Origin of the sequence: Tenacibaculum profundi, from assembly GCF_052050075.1 — a bacterium.
Classification (GTDB): domain Bacteria; phylum Bacteroidota; class Bacteroidia; order Flavobacteriales; family Flavobacteriaceae; genus Polaribacter.
Window position 1 is genome coordinate 1276441 of the sequence record NZ_CP197225.1, and the last position, 16685, is coordinate 1293125.

The window sequence follows — 16685 nt, forward strand, 5'->3', positions numbered from 1 at the left end:
ATTTTTGACACCAAAAGGTACTTATAAAAGTTTTTTTTGTGGAAAGTTTATTTATTTATTTTGTAAGCTATTTTAAATTCAATATATTTTTCTAATTTCACTGAAAAAGCAAACTTTTTTATTGAGTATTTTTTTTTAACGAAAGTATATTTTTTATTTTAAATAGCATTATGGATACCAATTTTTTAACATTCTTCACAAACTCATATCTCAATTATGTCAAAAATCCTTTTCTATACTTAAAGAACTATAAGGCCTAATCATTATTCATAATTTAACTAATTGCAAAAATCAACAAAGGAACAAACCCCTAAAATCTTCTAAAAACACGAATTCTGGCATCTGATTTTTGGAAAGCTTATTACCTGGTTTTAATAAATCCATTTTACACTCACAAACTCTACATAGTTAATTGGATGTTTAGATTTCATGTAGTCAAACATCACCAGCTTATCTTATTTTATTTTTTTAAAAATTCAATATTTTATGATGCTTGTAATAGTTTGACAACTACTATGTTCTTTACTTTACTAAAGCAGTTAAGCTACATTTAATTGATATACAAAATATTAAAACACATATTTATGTTATTTTTTTCTTAATACTATCTTTAATAGTTTGTGATTTTATTTCTAGTTTTTAATTTTAAGAATTAATTATTTGTAATATAGAAAAATGTATAATTTTAATTCTTTTCTTTGTTTTTTCCAGTGGTAATGAAGATAATGATTGTATGACTCCCTCCTTTGATTCGGAAACAAGTCAACTAGAATTCATTTTGGCACCTTGTAATACTATAGAGGTAGCATCTGGTTTGCAAGAATGATCACCTCAACGTTGTTTAAAAACAATCTACATTCTTTTATTACCCTTTGATTGTAATTCGTTTACTATATCTTGAAAATAAAAAACACTTAAAAAAGTTTTTTTGAATTGGTAGGCTATAAAAGATAAAAAAAAGAGGAGTCCCTCGTTTTGTCAAATTTGATCTAAAGAGGATCTATCTTTATTAATAGCAAAACAAATTATTTCATAAATAATGAATTATAAAAGTATTTTTTAAAATTAGTTACTTTGAATACTTTATGTTGCCGTGAATTTTTTAAAAAGATTCTCAACTAACAGTTTCGGCAATGGATAATTTTGAAATTAAGACAACTGAATTTTATAACTGATACTTAATCAAATTTTTTATTTTGTTTTATTGTTAAATCAAAAAATTTGGCGGACTTTGTTTAGCACTCAACAGTAACGCTTTTAAAACATCTTTAAAAACTATTTCTGCCGTTAACTTTCTTTACAGCTTAATTATAAATAGCTCTAAGCATTTTTTGGATACATATATTTGTTTCTTATTATTACTTACGAGTATTTAAAGCCTAAAAAGAAGATATAATCAATGTCATTAATGACTACACTTCCTATCAAGTACTAGTTATTTGATTACTGTTTGATAAACTTTAGCGTTTCTTAACTTTTCAAATCCCTTTTGAGTTTTTTAATGTTTAATTTCATCAATCCACGATTTTATTAAGTATATGAAACTTATGATTAAAATAAATGAGCACCTAATAAAGGTTTTTTTTGTGATTTTAATGATAATTTTAAGGTCATCAAATGCTAAGAAAATCCCCTCCAGGTATTCCCTTTTTTCTAATAAAAGCAATTTGACGCTTATGTTGAGAGGACTCTTGTTTTTCTAGATCTCATTCATTTTCAAAAAACGAAATCCAAAGTAAATGGTTCTTCTTTTACTTTATGGTAATTTTAACAACAACAGTAAAACCATCTTTATAAAGTTAAGTTTTTCTTATATCTAAAACTATTATTCTTCTTATAGAATTTCACAATTTCCATTCAAAAAACACCTAAAAGAAAAACTTCCGTAAGTATAAAGAAAGTTATTAAAAATAATAAAGCCTCAGTAATACTGAGGCTTATTCTTGTGATCGCGACAGGATTCGAACCTGTGACCGTCTGCTTAGAAGGCAGATGCTCTATCCAGCTGAGCTACGCGACCATTTGTCGGGGTGGCAGGATTCGAACCTGCGACCTCCTGCTCCCAAAGCAGGCGCGATGACCGGGCTACGCTACACCCCGATAATTGTCATCTACAATTTTTTTGCGGAGAGACCGGGATTCGAACCCGGGCATCGAAAAACGATGACAGCTTAGCAGGCTGCTGCATTACCACTCTGCCACCTCTCCTTAATTTTTACTTTTCATGCAAAGCATAAATTAAAAATTGCGAGTGCAAATATATACTTGATAAAGTATTCCTGCAAATTTTTTCACAAAAAAAATAAATTAATCTGGATACTCGATACGTAAGTGATAGATATTCATTAACTTACTCTTTATTATTTTTTTTATTTTCTCTATTTCTCTAAAAGTAATATCCGAATTTATAAACTGATTATCGTTTTTTTGTTTCTCAATTATTCTATCAATAAGCTTATCTATCTTATCTGCTGATGGCTCTTTAATGCTTTTTGAAGCAGCTTCTGCTGCATCACAAATCATTAAAATAGCGGTTTCTCTTGAAAAAGGAATAGGGCCTTGGTACTGAAACTTCTTTTTATCGACTTCTCTATTCGGATTATTATCAAGCTCCATCTTATAAAAATAGTATGTTATACTTGTTCCATGGTGAGTTCTAATAAAATCAATAATTCTGTCTGGTAAATTATTCTTTTTTGCAATTTCAATTCCGTTTATGACATGGTCTAAAATAATACGTGCACTATCTTTTGGAGATAATTCATTGTGAGGACTTACTTCTGTTACTTGATTTTCTGTAAAGTAAGTTGGATTTACCATTTTTCCAATATCATGATACAATGCGCCTGTTCTTACTAACATCGAATTCGCTCCAATTTCATTAGCTGCTGCTTCTGCTAAGTTAGCTACTTGCATTGAGTGTTGAAAAGTTCCTGGGGCTTTCTCATTCAATTCTCTCAACAGCTTTGAATTAGTATTCGAAAGCTCTAATAAGGTAACATCGGAAACCAATCCAAACAATTTCTCATAAAAATAAATAAAGAATACAGATAAAAATGAAAGTAATCCATTGGCTGCAAATAACCCAAAATATAGCCAATTAATCTCACTGAAACTCCCTTCTTTAATTATTGAAAACGCCAAATATGTAATCATATAAATTAAAGTAATCTGCCCAATACTTATGAATAAGTTAGCTCTTTTGTAAAGTTCTGAAACCGTTAAAATAGTAACAATTCCTGCTATGATATGCAAGTAAATAAATTCAAAACTGTTAGGAACTATAAAACCCAAGAGAAGAACAGTAAGTACATGCGTAAACAAACCTAAGCGAGCATCAAAAAAAGCTTTTAAAACAATTGGTAAAATACTCAAAGGAACCACATATACATAATCTGCATTTGCTTTAACCACCAATGTTTGAACCAAAATCATAATAAAAACATTAAAGAATATAAATGTTACCTTGTTGTTATTGTTAAAGATATCAGGTCGATACCTAATTAAAAACAGTAAAAGCATCAATAAAGCCAAAGAGACTAAAACTGCATAACCTGATAAAATCCAACTATAATTGGATTTTGACCATGTTGTTGATTGTGATGCTTGTTGATATGATTGTAATATTTGATAACGTTTTCCTTCAATAATCCCTCCTTTTTCTATGATCAGTTCTCCCTTTGACACCATTCCTTTCGTATAGGATAAATTTTTAATTTCTTCTTCTAACTCCTTCCTAGTAAACTTTTCATCAAACCTTATGTTAGGCTTAATTACATTGGCTAAATTTGAAATAAGTAACTGTTGATTATACTCTACGAAATCTTTTGTCTTTTCATCTATAAAGGGTAATATATCTTTAGACTGGATAAGTTTAGAAAATAAAATTGATTCAACAGAGTTTCCTTTTCGTAGTATAATCATCTCATTTTTGTCATTTACCCTTGCTTCAGCACTATTTTCGTTTATAAAGCCATATTCATATATTAGATTAATAATCAGGATTCCTCTTTTATAAAGTCTTTGTATTTGCTTTTTATTAAGTGAATCTGAAATGGCAATTTTATTTATTTGTTCTTTAAACCGAGATAAAACAGCATTTGGAACCGAATTATCATAAGCAAAATATTTCTTGCTTTCAAGTGCTAGCTCTTCTTTTTCTTTTTCAATTTCAATATCCCCTTTATAAATTGCAAAATCAAAAGGTGCATAAAGATTCCCATACTGCCATGGTTTTCCTAAAGCGAAATCATATTTAAATTGCCCTCCTCTAGGAAAGAGATAAACAATAGCACCTGCGGTAAGAAAAAAGAGTAAAACTTTATAAATAATGGCATTGTGTTTATAAAGTCTATCAATTATTTGACCCATTTTTTTAATTTAAAACGTAAATATAACCTTTCTGTTTTATTTGAGTAGTTAGCATAAAATAGTTATTTTCGCATAACTAATTTAACGCAAACAAATTCTAAAAATGAAAGAAGTAGTTATAGCATCAGTTGCCAGAACACCTATAGGAAGCTTTTTAGGTACTTTATCAAAAATTCCTGCTCCAAAACTTGGCGCAACAGCCATTAAAGGAGCACTAGATAAGATTAATTTAAAGCCAGAGTTAGTTGATGAAGTATATATGGGTAACGTTGTCTCTGCCGGATTGGGTCAAGCCCCAGCTAGACAGGCTGCTATGTTTGCAGGAATTCCAGACACAACACCCTGCACAACAATCAACAAAGTTTGCTCTTCTGGAATGAAGTCAGTGATGTTAGGAGCTCAAGCAATTGCTTTAGGAGATGCTGATGTTGTAGTAGCTGGAGGTATGGAAAATATGAGTATGATCCCACACTATCAACATGCTAGAAGTGGTAGTAAATTCGGACCGGTTACACTTGAGGATGGTATGCAAAAAGATGGATTAGTTGATGCCTATGGTAAAGTAGCTATGGGAGTTTGTGCAGATGAATGCGCAACGGAATATAAATTTTCCAGAGAGGATCAAGATAGCTTCGCTGTTGAGTCGTATAATAGATCTGCTAAAGCATGGAAGGAAGGTAAATTCAATGATGAAGTAATTCCTGTAGAAATACCACAAAGAAAAGGAGAGCCAATTATTTTTAATGAAGATGAAGAGTATAAAAATGTAAAGATGGAAAAAATTTCAACTTTACGACCTGCTTTTACCAAAGAAGGTACAGTTACTGCTGCTAATGCTTCAACAATTAATGACGGTGGTGCCGCAATTATTTTAATGTCCGTAGACAAAGCAAAAGAACTAGGAATAAAACCATTAGCAAAAATAAAAAGTTATGCTGATGCTGCTCATGACCCAAAGTGGTTTACAACAGCACCAGCTAAAGCGCTACCAAAAGCTCTTGATAAAGCTGGTATATCTTTAGATGATGTTGATTTTTTTGAACTAAACGAAGCCTTTTCAGTAGTTGGTTTAGCTAACATGAAGATTCTAAACCTAGAATCTAATAAAGTAAATGTAAATGGTGGTGCAGTTTCTTTAGGACACCCATTAGGTGTTTCTGGAACAAGAATTATCATTGCTTTAACTTCTATATTGAAACAAAATAATGCCAAAATTGGAGCAGCAGGAATATGTAACGGTGGTGGTGGTGCCAGTGCAATGGTTATAGAAAGAATTTAATTTTTATTAGCAACAATTTAATGTTCGGAATTTGTAATCTAAGTGTTGTTCCTTTACGTTTATCTCCATCTGATACATCTGAGATGGTTAATCAAGTCGTTTTTGGTGAGCATTTTATCATTTTAGAAAAAGACAAAAAATGGAGTAAAATCAAACTTTATTTTGATGGTTATGAAGGCTATATAGATAACAAACAATACCAAGACCTTTTAGAGGATGACTACCAATCTCTTTGCAATGCTGAAAAATATTATGCTGGCGAATTGATTGATTTTATTACTGACAATTCCAGTAACCTCACCACAATACCTTTAGGAGCACACCTACCGTTTTTTAAAGATAATCAACTAAAAATTCATAAAAACACCTACACCTATGAAGGAAAAGTTAACGGTGAGCAACTACCGAAAAATAGTATTATTGAAAAAGCATTTTTATTTCTGAATGTACCCTATTTATGGGGTGGAAAATCACCCTTTGGAATTGATTGTTCCGGTTTTACACAAACAGTATACAAGCTTTGTGGATACCACCTTTTAAGAGATGCAAAAGAGCAAGCTACACAAGGGGAAGTATTAAGTTTTATTGAAGAAAGTGAACCTGGTGATTTAGCTTTTTTTGATAATGAAGACGGTGTTATAACCCATGTAGGAATCATTATGAATGATTATAATATTATTCATGCCCATGGCAAAGTTAGAATCGATAAACTAGACCATAGTGGAATTTATAATACAGATACTCACCTGCATACTCATAAACTAAGGGTAATAAAAAGATTTATTTAAACCTAATTATAAAAAAAGCTCGAATCAATATCGAGCTTTTTTTTATTTTTAATCTTCATCTATCTCCGTTCGAGTTTCTTCAGACTTTTTTCCTTTTTCTATTTTTATGCTAAGTCTTTTCGTTTTTTCGTCTAGGTCCATAAAAATAGCATCCCCTTCATCAACTTTCGAATTCACTATTTCTTCTGCCAACGCATCTTCAATGTATTTTTGAATAGCTCTTTTTAAAGGTCTAGCCCCATATTGCTTGTCATAACCTTTGTCAGAAATATAATCTTTTGCTTTTTCACTTAAAGTTAAATTATACCCTAGATCTGCAATACGAGCTAATAACTTTTCTAACTCAATATCAATAATGTTATGGATATCATTTCGCTCCAAGGTATTAAATATCATCACATCGTCAACCCTGTTCAAAAATTCAGGAGCAAAGGTTTTCTTTAATGCTCCCTCAATAATGCTTTTAGCATGAGCATCTTCCTGATCTTTCTTTGAAGCTGTACCAAAACCAACTCCCCCTCCGAAATCTTTCAATTTACGAACACCAATATTTGATGTCATAATAATAATAGTATTTCTGAAATCTATTTTTCTACCTAAACTATCTGTGATATGTCCATCATCTAATATTTGCAGTAGCATATTAAACACATCAGGGTGCGCCTTCTCTATTTCATCCAAGAGGACAACAGAATAAGGCTTTCTTCTTACTTTTTCAGTTAACTGCCCTCCTTCTTCATATCCTACATACCCCGGAGGTGCTCCGATAAGTCTTGATATTGCAAATTTTTCCATGTATTCACTCATATCAATTCTTATAAGAGAATCTTCAGAATCAAATAACTCCCTTGCCAATACTTTTGCTAATTGTGTTTTACCAACTCCCGTAGAACCTAAGAAAATAAAAGACCCTATTGGTTTGTTTGGATCTTTTAAGCCTACCCTATTACGTTGTATTGCCTTCACAACTTTAGAGACTGCTTCATCCTGACCAATCACCTTACCTTTAATCATATTTGGTAATTCTGCTAGTCGGTTACTCTCTGCTTCCGCTACCCTATTCACAGGAATCCCTGTCATCATCGAAACAACCTCTGCAACATTATCTTCTGTAACAGTTTCTCTATGAAGTTTAGAATCTTCTTCCCATTGATTTTGAGCTGATTCAAGTGCTATTTCTAAATTTTTCTCATCATCCCGTAACTTTGCAGCTTCTTCATACTTTTGACCGCTAACTGCTTTAGTCTTTCGATCTCTGATCTCCTCCAGCTTTTCTTCTAATTCTAAAATCTGCTGTGGTACAACAATATTTGTTATATGGATACGAGAACCTGCCTCATCTAACGCGTCAATGGCTTTGTCCGGGAGATATCTATCTGTCATGTACCTATTAGTCAACTTAACACAGGCTTCAATTGCTTGATCCGTATAATTTACATGGTGGTGAGCTTCATATTTACCTTTAATATTGTGCAAAATCTGAACGGTTTCCTCAACTGTTGTTGGGTCAACAATTACTTTTTGAAAACGACGTTCAAGCGCACCGTCTTTTTCTATATTAGTTCTGTACTCATCAAGAGTTGTGGCTCCAATACATTGAATTTCACCTCTAGCTAAAGCTGGCTTTAACATATTAGAAGCATCTAATGAACCAGTAGCTCCCCCAGCTCCAACTATCGTATGTATTTCATCAATAAAAAGAATGATATCACTGTTCTTTTCTAATTCATTCATCAGTGCTTTCATCCTTTCTTCGAATTGTCCTCTATATTTTGTTCCAGCTACCAAACTTGCTAGATCTAAAGAGACTATTCGTTTATCAAAAAGGATTCTTGAAACTTTTCTATTAACAATACGCAATGCCAATCCCTCTGCAATAGCAGATTTACCAACTCCAGGCTCACCTATTAACATAGGATTATTCTTTTTTCGGCGACTTAAAATTTGAGAAACTCGTTCAATTTCTTTCAATCTACCAACAACAGGGTCTAGCCTTCCTTCCTCTGCTAGCGCTGTCAAATCTCTACCAAAATTATCAAGAACAGGCGTTTTTGTTTTCTTATTTTGTTTACTTCTTGATGATTGTTGTCCAAATGGATTTGATTTATCTTCTGAAAACTCATCATCAGAAGGGGTTTCTGCTATCGGACTTGAGTAATCTTCTACATGAAGCTCTTTGTACAATGCCTTAGCTTGCTCATAATCTATATCGTACTTCTGCAACAATTTTGTTGTAGGGTCATTTTCATTACGTAAAATACAAAGTAATAAATGCGCCGTATCAATTGCGTTACTTTGGTATAGCTTTGCTTCTAGAAAAGTTGTTTTTATTGCTTTCTCAGCCTGTCTTGTCAAATGAAGGCTTTTCTTCTGATCATTTCCGAAAGATGGAGTTGAAGGGTTCAGTTTTTCTAACTTATTACGAACCAAATCTAAATCCACATCGAATGTTGTCAAAATTTCAATAGCCTTTCCATTCCCTTTTTTAATTAACCCAAGGAGCAAATGCTCCGTACCAATAAAGTCGTGACCCAATCGTAGGGCCTCTTCCTTACTAAATGTTATCACGTCTCTAACTTGTGGTGAAAAATTATCGTCCATAAAATTAATTTGTATCTATTTTATACTAGAGTTCGTTAGATTTTTTTTTAAAGATACAAAAAAGATGCCATATACACATGACATGACGTTATGTCTTTATAACCTATAATATTATTCAAATTCAAACTTCAACGACAAAAATTGTTGATAACTAAGCCAAAACAAAATGGGCAAACTTTGCGTAAAACAGGTTATAATTGTATCTTGCCACGATTTAGAAATCAGCATTTTTTATTGAATGTAATTTTTGAAAGAATTTTTATATTGTATAATGATTTCATTGTACAATAAAAGAATACTAAAAATCTTAAAGAAAAAAATATGGCAGATGGTGAAAAGTTGATTCCTATCAACATTGAAGAACAAATGAAATCCGCTTACATAGATTATTCTATGTCTGTAATTGTATCAAGAGCTTTACCTGATGTAAGAGATGGTTTAAAGCCTGTACACAGAAGGGTTTTATTTGGAATGCATGAGCTAGGAATTAAAGCAACAGGAGCCTATAAAAAGTCGGCAAGAATTGTAGGAGAAGTTTTGGGTAAATACCACCCTCATGGAGATACTTCAGTTTACGATTCAATGGTTCGCATGGCTCAAGACTGGAATGTTCGTTATTTGATGGTCGACGGACAAGGTAACTTTGGTTCTGTTGACGGAGACAGTCCTGCAGCAATGCGTTATACAGAGGTTAGAATGCAAAAAATATCAGAAGAGATGCTCTCTGATATAGAAAAAGATACTGTAGATCACAAACTAAATTTTGACGATACTTTACAAGAGCCAACAGTGCTTCCCACAAGGATACCGAACCTGCTCGTTAATGGAGCTTCTGGTATTGCAGTAGGGATGGCTACTAATATGGCCCCTCATAATCTTACAGAAGTTATTAATGGTACTGTTGCATACATCGATAATAGGAATATTGAAATCGATGAATTAATGCAGCATATTAGTGCTCCTGACTTCCCTACAGGTGGTATAATTTATGGTTATGATGGTGTTCGTGATGCTTTTCATACAGGTCGTGGGCGTATTGTTATGCGTGCTAAAGCTACAATCGAAGAAGTCAAAGGAAGAGAGTGTATTGTTGTAACGGAAATACCCTATCAAGTAAACAAAGCCGAAATGATTAAAAAAACGGCTGACTTAGTGAACGATAAAAAGATTGATGGAATTTCAAGTATTCGTGATGAATCCGATAGAAAAGGTATGCGGATTGTTTACGTTTTAAAACGTGATGCCGTTCCTAACATCGTACTTAATAAATTATTTAAATTTACTCCTCTACAAACTTCATTCAGTGTAAACAACATTGCACTCGTTAAAGGACGCCCTGAGCAACTTAATCTAAAGCAACTAATTCACTATTTTGTAGAACACCGCCATGAAGTAGTTGTTCGTAGAACAGAATATGAATTAAAGAAAGCAGAAGCTAGGGCCCATATTCTTGAAGGGCTTATAATTGCATCAGATAATATAGACGAAGTTATTGAAATTATAAGAGGATCTTCAAATGCCGATGAAGCTCGCGAAAAACTTATCCAACGTTTTGATTTAACTGAAATTCAAGCTAGAGCCATCGTTGAAATGCGTCTAAGACAATTGACTGGTCTTGAACAGGACAAACTAAGAGCTGAATATGATGAAATTATCAAAACAATTGCTGATTTGAAAGATATTCTATCGAACGAACCAAGACGTTATGATATCATAAAGGAGGAACTACTTCACATCAAAGAGAAATATGGCGATGAAAGACGCTCCACTATTGAATATGCTGGTGGAGATATGCGAATTGAAGATATGATTCCTAACACTCAGGTAGTCGTTACGATTTCTAATGCTGGCTATTTAAAGCGTACAAATCTCGATGAATATAAAGTTCAAAATAGAGGGGGGAGAGGACAAAAAGGAGCAACTACACGACATGAAGACTTTTTAGAACATTTATTTGTGGCTACTAATCATCAATATATGATGTTCTTTACTCAAAAAGGGAAAGTTTTTTGGATGCGTGTTTTTGAAGTACCTGAAGGTGGTAAAAACACCAAGGGACGCGCTATTCAAAATCTTATCAATATTGAACAAGATGATAAAGTTAAAGCTTTCTTGGTTACGGGCGATTTAAAGGATGAAGATTACATCAACAATCAATTTGTGATCATGGCAACTAAAAAAGGACGTGTTAAAAAGACCCCTTTAGAACAATATTCACGCCCAAGAGCAAACGGTATTAATGCGATTACAATAAAAGATAATGACGAACTTCTAGAGGCTAAACTAACTTCAGGAGATAGTCAGGTAATGCTTGCACTTAAGTCGGGTAAAACAATTCGTTTTGAAGAAGAGAAAACTAGACCCATGGGTAGAACAGCGTCAGGTGTAAGAGGTATCACCCTACAACATAAAGATGATGAAGTTATTGGAATGGTTTCCGTGAATGATATGGAAAGTAATATTTTAGTGGTTTCAGAAAAAGGATATGGAAAGCGATCAAAATTAGAAGATTACAGAATAACAAATCGTGGTGGTAAAGGAGTAAAAACGTTAAATATTTCAGAAAAAACTGGAAATTTAGTTGCCATTAAAAATGTTGATGATTCAAACGATCTTATGATTATTAACAAATCAGGTTTAACAATAAGATTGGCTGTAGAAAACCTTCGTGTTATGGGAAGAGCTACGCAAGGGGTTCGACTCATCAACATAAAAAATAATGATAGTATTGCTGCTGTTGCCAAAGTTATGCATGAAGAAGATGAAGAAGAAACAGAAATCGAAAATGGCATAGAAATTGAAAATACTGATAGTAATAGTAACAATAATCAAGAATAACAATAAAACAAGAACTATAATGAAAAAACAGATTTTGGCCCTTTCATTTGGAGTAGTGTCTTTAGGTGCGTTTGCACAAAAAGCAGAGCTTAAGGCTGCTGAAAAAGCAATAAAAAAACAAAGTTATAACGAAGCGATGTCTTCCATATCGGCCGCCGAAAAGTTAATTGCTAATGCAGACGATAAATATAAATGTAAATTTTACTTTCTTAAGGGGTCAGTAAATGCCTCGAAAAAAAATTACAAGGTTGCTGCAGATGCTTTCAATACACTAATTGATTTTGAAAAGAAAATTGGTAAAAATAAATATTCGAATGAAGCAGCTCCAATCCTCAATAAAATAATCCAGGATGTTTCAAACAAGGCGATTAAAATATACAATGACGGTAAAGACTACAAAGCTGCCTCTGAAAACTTTTATCTTACTTACCAATTAAGTCCAAAAGATACTTCTTTTGCTTATAATGCTGCTGTTGCCGCAACGCAAAGTAAAGATTACGATACTGCCTTAAAGTATTATAATGAATTAAAACAAATTGGTTACACAGGGATAGAAACACAGTATCTAGCGACCAATATAACCACAGGTAAAGTAGAAAACTTGGGATCTAAGTCTCAACGAGACTTAATGGTTAAATCAAAACAGTATAAAAACCCTACTGATAAGACTACGGAGTCTAAATCAGCTACCATTGTAAAAAATATAGCCCTAATCTTAAAAGAACAAGGTAAAAATGAAGAGGCTATCGCTGCAATGGCTGAGGCTCGTAAATCAAACCCAAAAGACCTGAACCTTATTTTAAATGAAGCTCAGCTATATATTGAGATGAAAAGAATGGATAAATTTGGAGAGTTAATGAACGAAGCTGTTTCTTTAGATCCAAACAATCCAACCTTATATTATAACTTAGGGGTTGTAAATTACAATCAAGGTAGAGTTAAAGATGCAAAAAAACACTACGAAAAAGCAATTGAATTAAAACCAGACTATGCAGATGCATATATGAATTTAGCTGTAGTGATATTAGACGAGGATAAGAATATTGTGGAGGAAATGAATAAAAACTTATCCAATTTCAAAAAATATGATGAATTAGCTCTAAAGCAAAAGGATATTTATAAAGAAGCATTACCTTTTTTAGAAAAAGCCGACAACATTAATAGAAGTATAGATACTGTTAAGACTTTAATGAATTTATATGAAGTTTTAGAGATTACTGAAAAAGCAGATGAATACAGAAAATTGTATAAATCTTTAAAATAAAATTTAAAAAAGCTATATTCTTATAGTTATTTTAAATAAAAAACTCGATAAGCTTTATATCGAGTTTTTTTATTTTTTCTAAATTAATTTGTCAAATCGTTAATTATTTAGTTTTTTATTCTAACATTTAAAATAAAAAATCAGGCTAGAATGATAATACATGTAACCTGATTTTACCTTTCATTCTTTTGAAAACTAGTTAAAATTAGTTTCCATCTGTAAGTATCCGAGAAATTCCTTTTTAGTTTCTTTCTCTTTGAACTTACCCCCAAATTCAGCAGTAACAGTACTGCTTTCAATATCTTTAATTCCTCTTGAGTTCACACATAAGTGCTTTGCATCAATAACACATGCAACATCTTTAGTTCCCAAAGCTTCTTGCATTGCTTGGACGATTTGCATCGTTAAACGCTCTTGTACCTGTGGTCTTTTTGCAAAGTAATCAACAAGCCTATTCATCTTGGACAAACCTATTACTTTACCATTTGAAATGTAAGCTACATGAGCTCTGCCGACTATTGGTAACAAATGATGTTCACACGTAGAATAAACTACTATGTTTTTCTCCACAAGCATTTCTCCATAATTATATTTATTTTCAAAAGTAGAAGCACTTGGTTTATTTTCTGGGTTTAACCCCATAAACAATTCATTAACAAAAGCCTTAGCTACTCTCTTTGGAGTCCCACTTAAACTATCATCAGTTAAATCCATACCTAATGTCAAAAGAATATCTTTAACACTTTCTTGAATTCTGTTTATTTTTTCTTTATCCGAAATATCAAAAGCATCTAATCTTAATGGTGTTTCTGCAGAAGTTCCCACATGATTTTCGCCTATTTCGTCAATTTTTTCTTCGTTCATCTTGTTATTGAATTCGAACATAATATCCAACCTTAGTTTTGCAAAGATACGACATTCTCCTATTATTTAACCAAATCAATTAATTGATGTATTGCAAGGAAACTTTGTTCGCCGGTTTGCATGTTTTTAATTGTAAGTTTATTATCTTTTATACTAGTTACAACAAAATGGATTTCTCTGGTTGTTGCATATTTCCATTGTTTTTTTTGCTGTTTATTACTACTGGCAATATCAGGATATATTTCAGACTTGATATCGTTTTCTCTAAGAGTTTTAACAGCCTTTACTTTCTCTAGGGACTCTGACTCATCAAAATTTAAAAATAAAATCTTGGGCTTTGGCAATTCAACTTTTTTAAACAACCCCAATTCTTCCATTACTAAATAAATCCTATCCAATCCGAAAGAAATTCCAACCCCAGAAACATTTTGTAAGCCAAAGATTCCTGTCAAATCATCATATCGGCCACCCCCACCTATAGACCCGATTTTTACTTCTTTAGGAGCTACAACTTCATAAATTGCGCCTGTATAATAATTTAATCCTCTAGCTAACGTAACATCGATTTCTAGACTAGCAGAAAACAACCCTAACTCTTTGATTGATTTTACAATAAATTTTAACTCTTCGACTCCTTTTAATCCTTCCTCAGAATCTATCAACATTTGCTCTAATGATGTTAATTTATCTTCATTAGTTCCTTTAAAATTAAATAGCGGAGCCACCTTATCAATTGCTATTTGAGAGATTCCTTTTTCTAACATTTCGGCGACAACACCTTCCTTACCTATTTTGTCTAGCTTATCTAAAGCAACCGTAAAATCAACTAATTTACTTTTTGCTCCGATTACCTCAACAATTCCTGATAAAATTTTTCTATTATTTAACTTGATCGTAGTACCCTTCAATCCAAGTCTATCGAAAACAGCATCATATAATTGTACAAACTCGACCTCTTGTAATAAAGATGAACTTCCAACAACATCTGCATCACATTGATAGAACTCTCTGAATCGTCCTTTTTGCGGTCTATCAGCTCTCCAAACAGGTTGTATTTGATATCGTTTAAACGGAAAAGTAATTTCATTTTGATGTTGAACAACATATCTTGCAAAAGGCACTGTTAAATCATACCTCAACGCTTTATCACAAATCTGTGAAGTTATTTTTTTACTATTCTTTTCAACTAATAACTTACTTTCTACTTTATTTAGAAAATCACCTGAATTCAATATTTTAAATATAAGACGATCTCCTTCATCACCATACTTTCCCATTAGTGTTGAAGAATTTTCAAAACTTGGAGTTTCTATTGGCTGGAAACCAAAATTTTCAAATGACTTCTTAACAACAGAAAAAATATAGTTTCTTTTTGCTACCTCGGTTGATGAAAAATCTCTGGTTCCTTTTGGTATACTTTGTTTCATATTTACTTTTATTGCCTGTCTTGATTTTTTTAATTCTATAATTTATAAAATGCTAATTCATATAACTCCCCATACTAGATCTATTTCTAAAATCAAGAATTTTATAATTAAAAGAGCATAATCTGATTAAACTACTTTTAATTTAAATCAAGATAACATTTACGTAAAAATTGTTTTATGAATCTAAATCCAGACAAAATGTTTTTAAACATGCAAATATGAGAATTAATTAGGAATATCTGAAGCTTTATTTTGTCGTTTTAACTGATAAATCGTTGCATTTAGCTCAAATCCCAACAGTAATATTATAGCATTTAACCAAACGAAAAGCATTAAAATCAATAAAGTCCCTATGGATCCGTATAATTGATTATACTTTGCGAATTTAATTACATAAATACCAAATAAATAAAATGAAAAAGCAGAAACAACAGTAGTCAAAATAGCTCCTGCAGAAAAAAACTTAACTTCTTTACCTTGTTTAGTACCATATCGAAATAAAAGTGAAATAGTAGTAAAAATCATAATCAAAAATAAAATACCCCTACCAATATAAAACAGATCTAGATCTTTTGTATTAAACCAACCTTTTTCATTTATTTTTGCTAGTGCAAATTGGTAAAGAATTACCATTACAACAGTTGTAATCAGAAAAAAAGACATTAATAGTGATACTCCTAGAGATATTATATAAGCTTTAATAATGCTTCTATATTCCTGTACATGGTATGAATGTTCAAAGCCTCCAAAGATGGCATTTACTCCATTGGTCATTAAAAAAACAGAAACAAGAAAACCGAAAGATAATAAGCCTCCGTATTGATTATTCAGAATATCATGTAAAACGTTATCCACAGCATCAAAGGTTTTTGGAGGTAATACCTCTTTTATTAAAGAAAACAATCCTTCCTGAAAACCTTCAATTGGTATGTAGGGTATTAGTGTAAGAATAAATAATAAAAAAGGAAAAATAGCCATAAAAAAACTAAAAGCAATACCACCAGCTCTTGTAGTTAGTGCCCCTTTAACAATTCCTAATCCATACATTTCAAGAACATCATATAGAGACATTCCTTCTAACCCAGGAATTCTAATTTTTTTTATAAAATTATAAACAACATTAATTACGGGTATCTTACTTAAACTATTTTCTATTTTTTTTGACATTGTTTGGTTCATCTAAAGCTTCTTATTTTATTTTTTTAGAATTTGAATAAACACGTTTATAAAAATAAGAATTATTGACATGCTAG

At 31.9% G+C, this 16685-nt stretch carries 9 protein-coding genes and 3 tRNA genes; 4 read left to right on the forward strand and 8 right to left on the reverse strand.

The genetic code is table 11. The features are described 5' to 3' along the window. Nucleotides 1–1946: 1946 nt before the first annotated feature. The 4 genes from ACSIGE_RS05085 to ACSIGE_RS05100 all read right to left on the reverse strand — a co-directional run bounded on the left by ACSIGE_RS05085 (nucleotide 1947) and on the right by ACSIGE_RS05100 (nucleotide 4371). Nucleotides 1947–2020: transfer RNA gene (locus ACSIGE_RS05085), tRNA-Arg, on the reverse strand. 5 nt (nucleotides 2021–2025) lie between these two features. Then, nucleotides 2026–2100 (reverse strand) — tRNA-Pro (locus ACSIGE_RS05090). 25 nt (nucleotides 2101–2125) lie between these two features. After that, nucleotides 2126–2208 (reverse strand) — tRNA-Ser (locus tag ACSIGE_RS05095). Between the two features lie 99 nt (nucleotides 2209–2307). Next, complete coding sequence (locus tag ACSIGE_RS05100; RefSeq protein ID WP_440881701.1) at nucleotides 2308–4371, reverse strand: HD family phosphohydrolase; 2064 nt, start codon at nucleotides 4369–4371, stop codon at nucleotides 2308–2310. 103 nt (nucleotides 4372–4474) lie between these two features. Here ACSIGE_RS05100 and ACSIGE_RS05105 point away from each other — a divergent pair, with 103 nt between their 5' ends. Beyond that, entirely contained in the window at nucleotides 4475–5650 is a 1176-nt protein-coding gene (locus ACSIGE_RS05105; RefSeq protein WP_440881702.1) for an acetyl-CoA C-acyltransferase, read from the forward strand. Between the two features lie 20 nt (nucleotides 5651–5670). Continuing rightward, a complete protein-coding gene (locus ACSIGE_RS05110; protein ID WP_440881703.1) occupies nucleotides 5671–6438 on the forward strand; it encodes a C40 family peptidase in 768 nt (255 codons plus the stop codon). 48 nt (nucleotides 6439–6486) lie between these two features. Here the strand turns inward: ACSIGE_RS05110 and ACSIGE_RS05115 are convergent, their stop codons facing one another. After that, a complete protein-coding gene (locus tag ACSIGE_RS05115; protein WP_440881704.1) occupies nucleotides 6487–9039 on the reverse strand; it encodes an ATP-dependent Clp protease ATP-binding subunit in 2553 nt (850 codons plus the stop codon). A gap of 321 nt (nucleotides 9040–9360) precedes the next feature. Here ACSIGE_RS05115 and gyrA point away from each other — a divergent pair, with 321 nt between their 5' ends. Together gyrA and ACSIGE_RS05125 are read left to right on the forward strand one after the other, a co-directional pair. Then, nucleotides 9361–11877 (forward strand): DNA gyrase subunit A, encoded by a 2517-nt coding sequence (gene gyrA, locus ACSIGE_RS05120; protein WP_440881705.1) that lies wholly within the window; start codon nucleotides 9361–9363, stop codon nucleotides 11875–11877. Between the two features lie 19 nt (nucleotides 11878–11896). Continuing rightward, on the forward strand, nucleotides 11897–13141 hold the full coding sequence (locus ACSIGE_RS05125; RefSeq protein WP_440881706.1) for a tetratricopeptide repeat protein: 1245 nt from the start codon (nucleotides 11897–11899) through the stop codon (nucleotides 13139–13141). Nucleotides 13142–13336: 195 nt separating this feature from the next. On the opposite strand, the gene folE is transcribed toward ACSIGE_RS05125, so the two are convergent. From folE to ACSIGE_RS05140, 3 genes are all read right to left on the reverse strand, one after another. Next, a complete protein-coding gene (gene folE, locus ACSIGE_RS05130; RefSeq protein ID WP_440881707.1) occupies nucleotides 13337–14026 on the reverse strand; it encodes a GTP cyclohydrolase I FolE in 690 nt (229 codons plus the stop codon). A 41-nt stretch (nucleotides 14027–14067) separates the two neighbouring features. Beyond that, nucleotides 14068–15432, reverse strand: coding sequence for a histidine--tRNA ligase (gene hisS, locus ACSIGE_RS05135; RefSeq protein WP_440881708.1), 1365 nt, complete (start codon nucleotides 15430–15432; stop codon nucleotides 14068–14070). A 225-nt stretch (nucleotides 15433–15657) separates the two neighbouring features. Continuing rightward, a complete protein-coding gene (locus ACSIGE_RS05140) occupies nucleotides 15658–16599 on the reverse strand; it encodes a YihY/virulence factor BrkB family protein (RefSeq protein WP_440881709.1) in 942 nt (313 codons plus the stop codon). Between the last annotated feature and the right edge of the window lie 86 nt (nucleotides 16600–16685).

Coding starts and splice junctions, on each gene's coding strand:
- ACSIGE_RS05115 (WP_440881704.1), bottom strand. CDS start 9,039: ATGGACGATAATTTTTCACCACAAGTTAGAGACGTGATAACATTTAGT.
- ACSIGE_RS05105 (WP_440881702.1), top strand. CDS start 4,475: ATGAAAGAAGTAGTTATAGCATCAGTTGCCAGAACACCTATAGGAAGC.
- hisS (WP_440881708.1), bottom strand. CDS start 15,432: ATGAAACAAAGTATACCAAAAGGAACCAGAGATTTTTCATCAACCGAG.
- folE (WP_440881707.1), bottom strand. CDS start 14,026: ATGTTCGAATTCAATAACAAGATGAACGAAGAAAAAATTGACGAAATA.
- ACSIGE_RS05140 (WP_440881709.1), bottom strand. CDS start 16,599: ATGTCAAAAAAAATAGAAAATAGTTTAAGTAAGATACCCGTAATTAAT.
- ACSIGE_RS05125 (WP_440881706.1), top strand. CDS start 11,897: ATGAAAAAACAGATTTTGGCCCTTTCATTTGGAGTAGTGTCTTTAGGT.
- ACSIGE_RS05100 (WP_440881701.1), bottom strand. CDS start 4,371: ATGGGTCAAATAATTGATAGACTTTATAAACACAATGCCATTATTTAT.
- gyrA (WP_440881705.1), top strand. CDS start 9,361: ATGGCAGATGGTGAAAAGTTGATTCCTATCAACATTGAAGAACAAATG.
- ACSIGE_RS05110 (WP_440881703.1), top strand. CDS start 5,671: ATGTTCGGAATTTGTAATCTAAGTGTTGTTCCTTTACGTTTATCTCCA.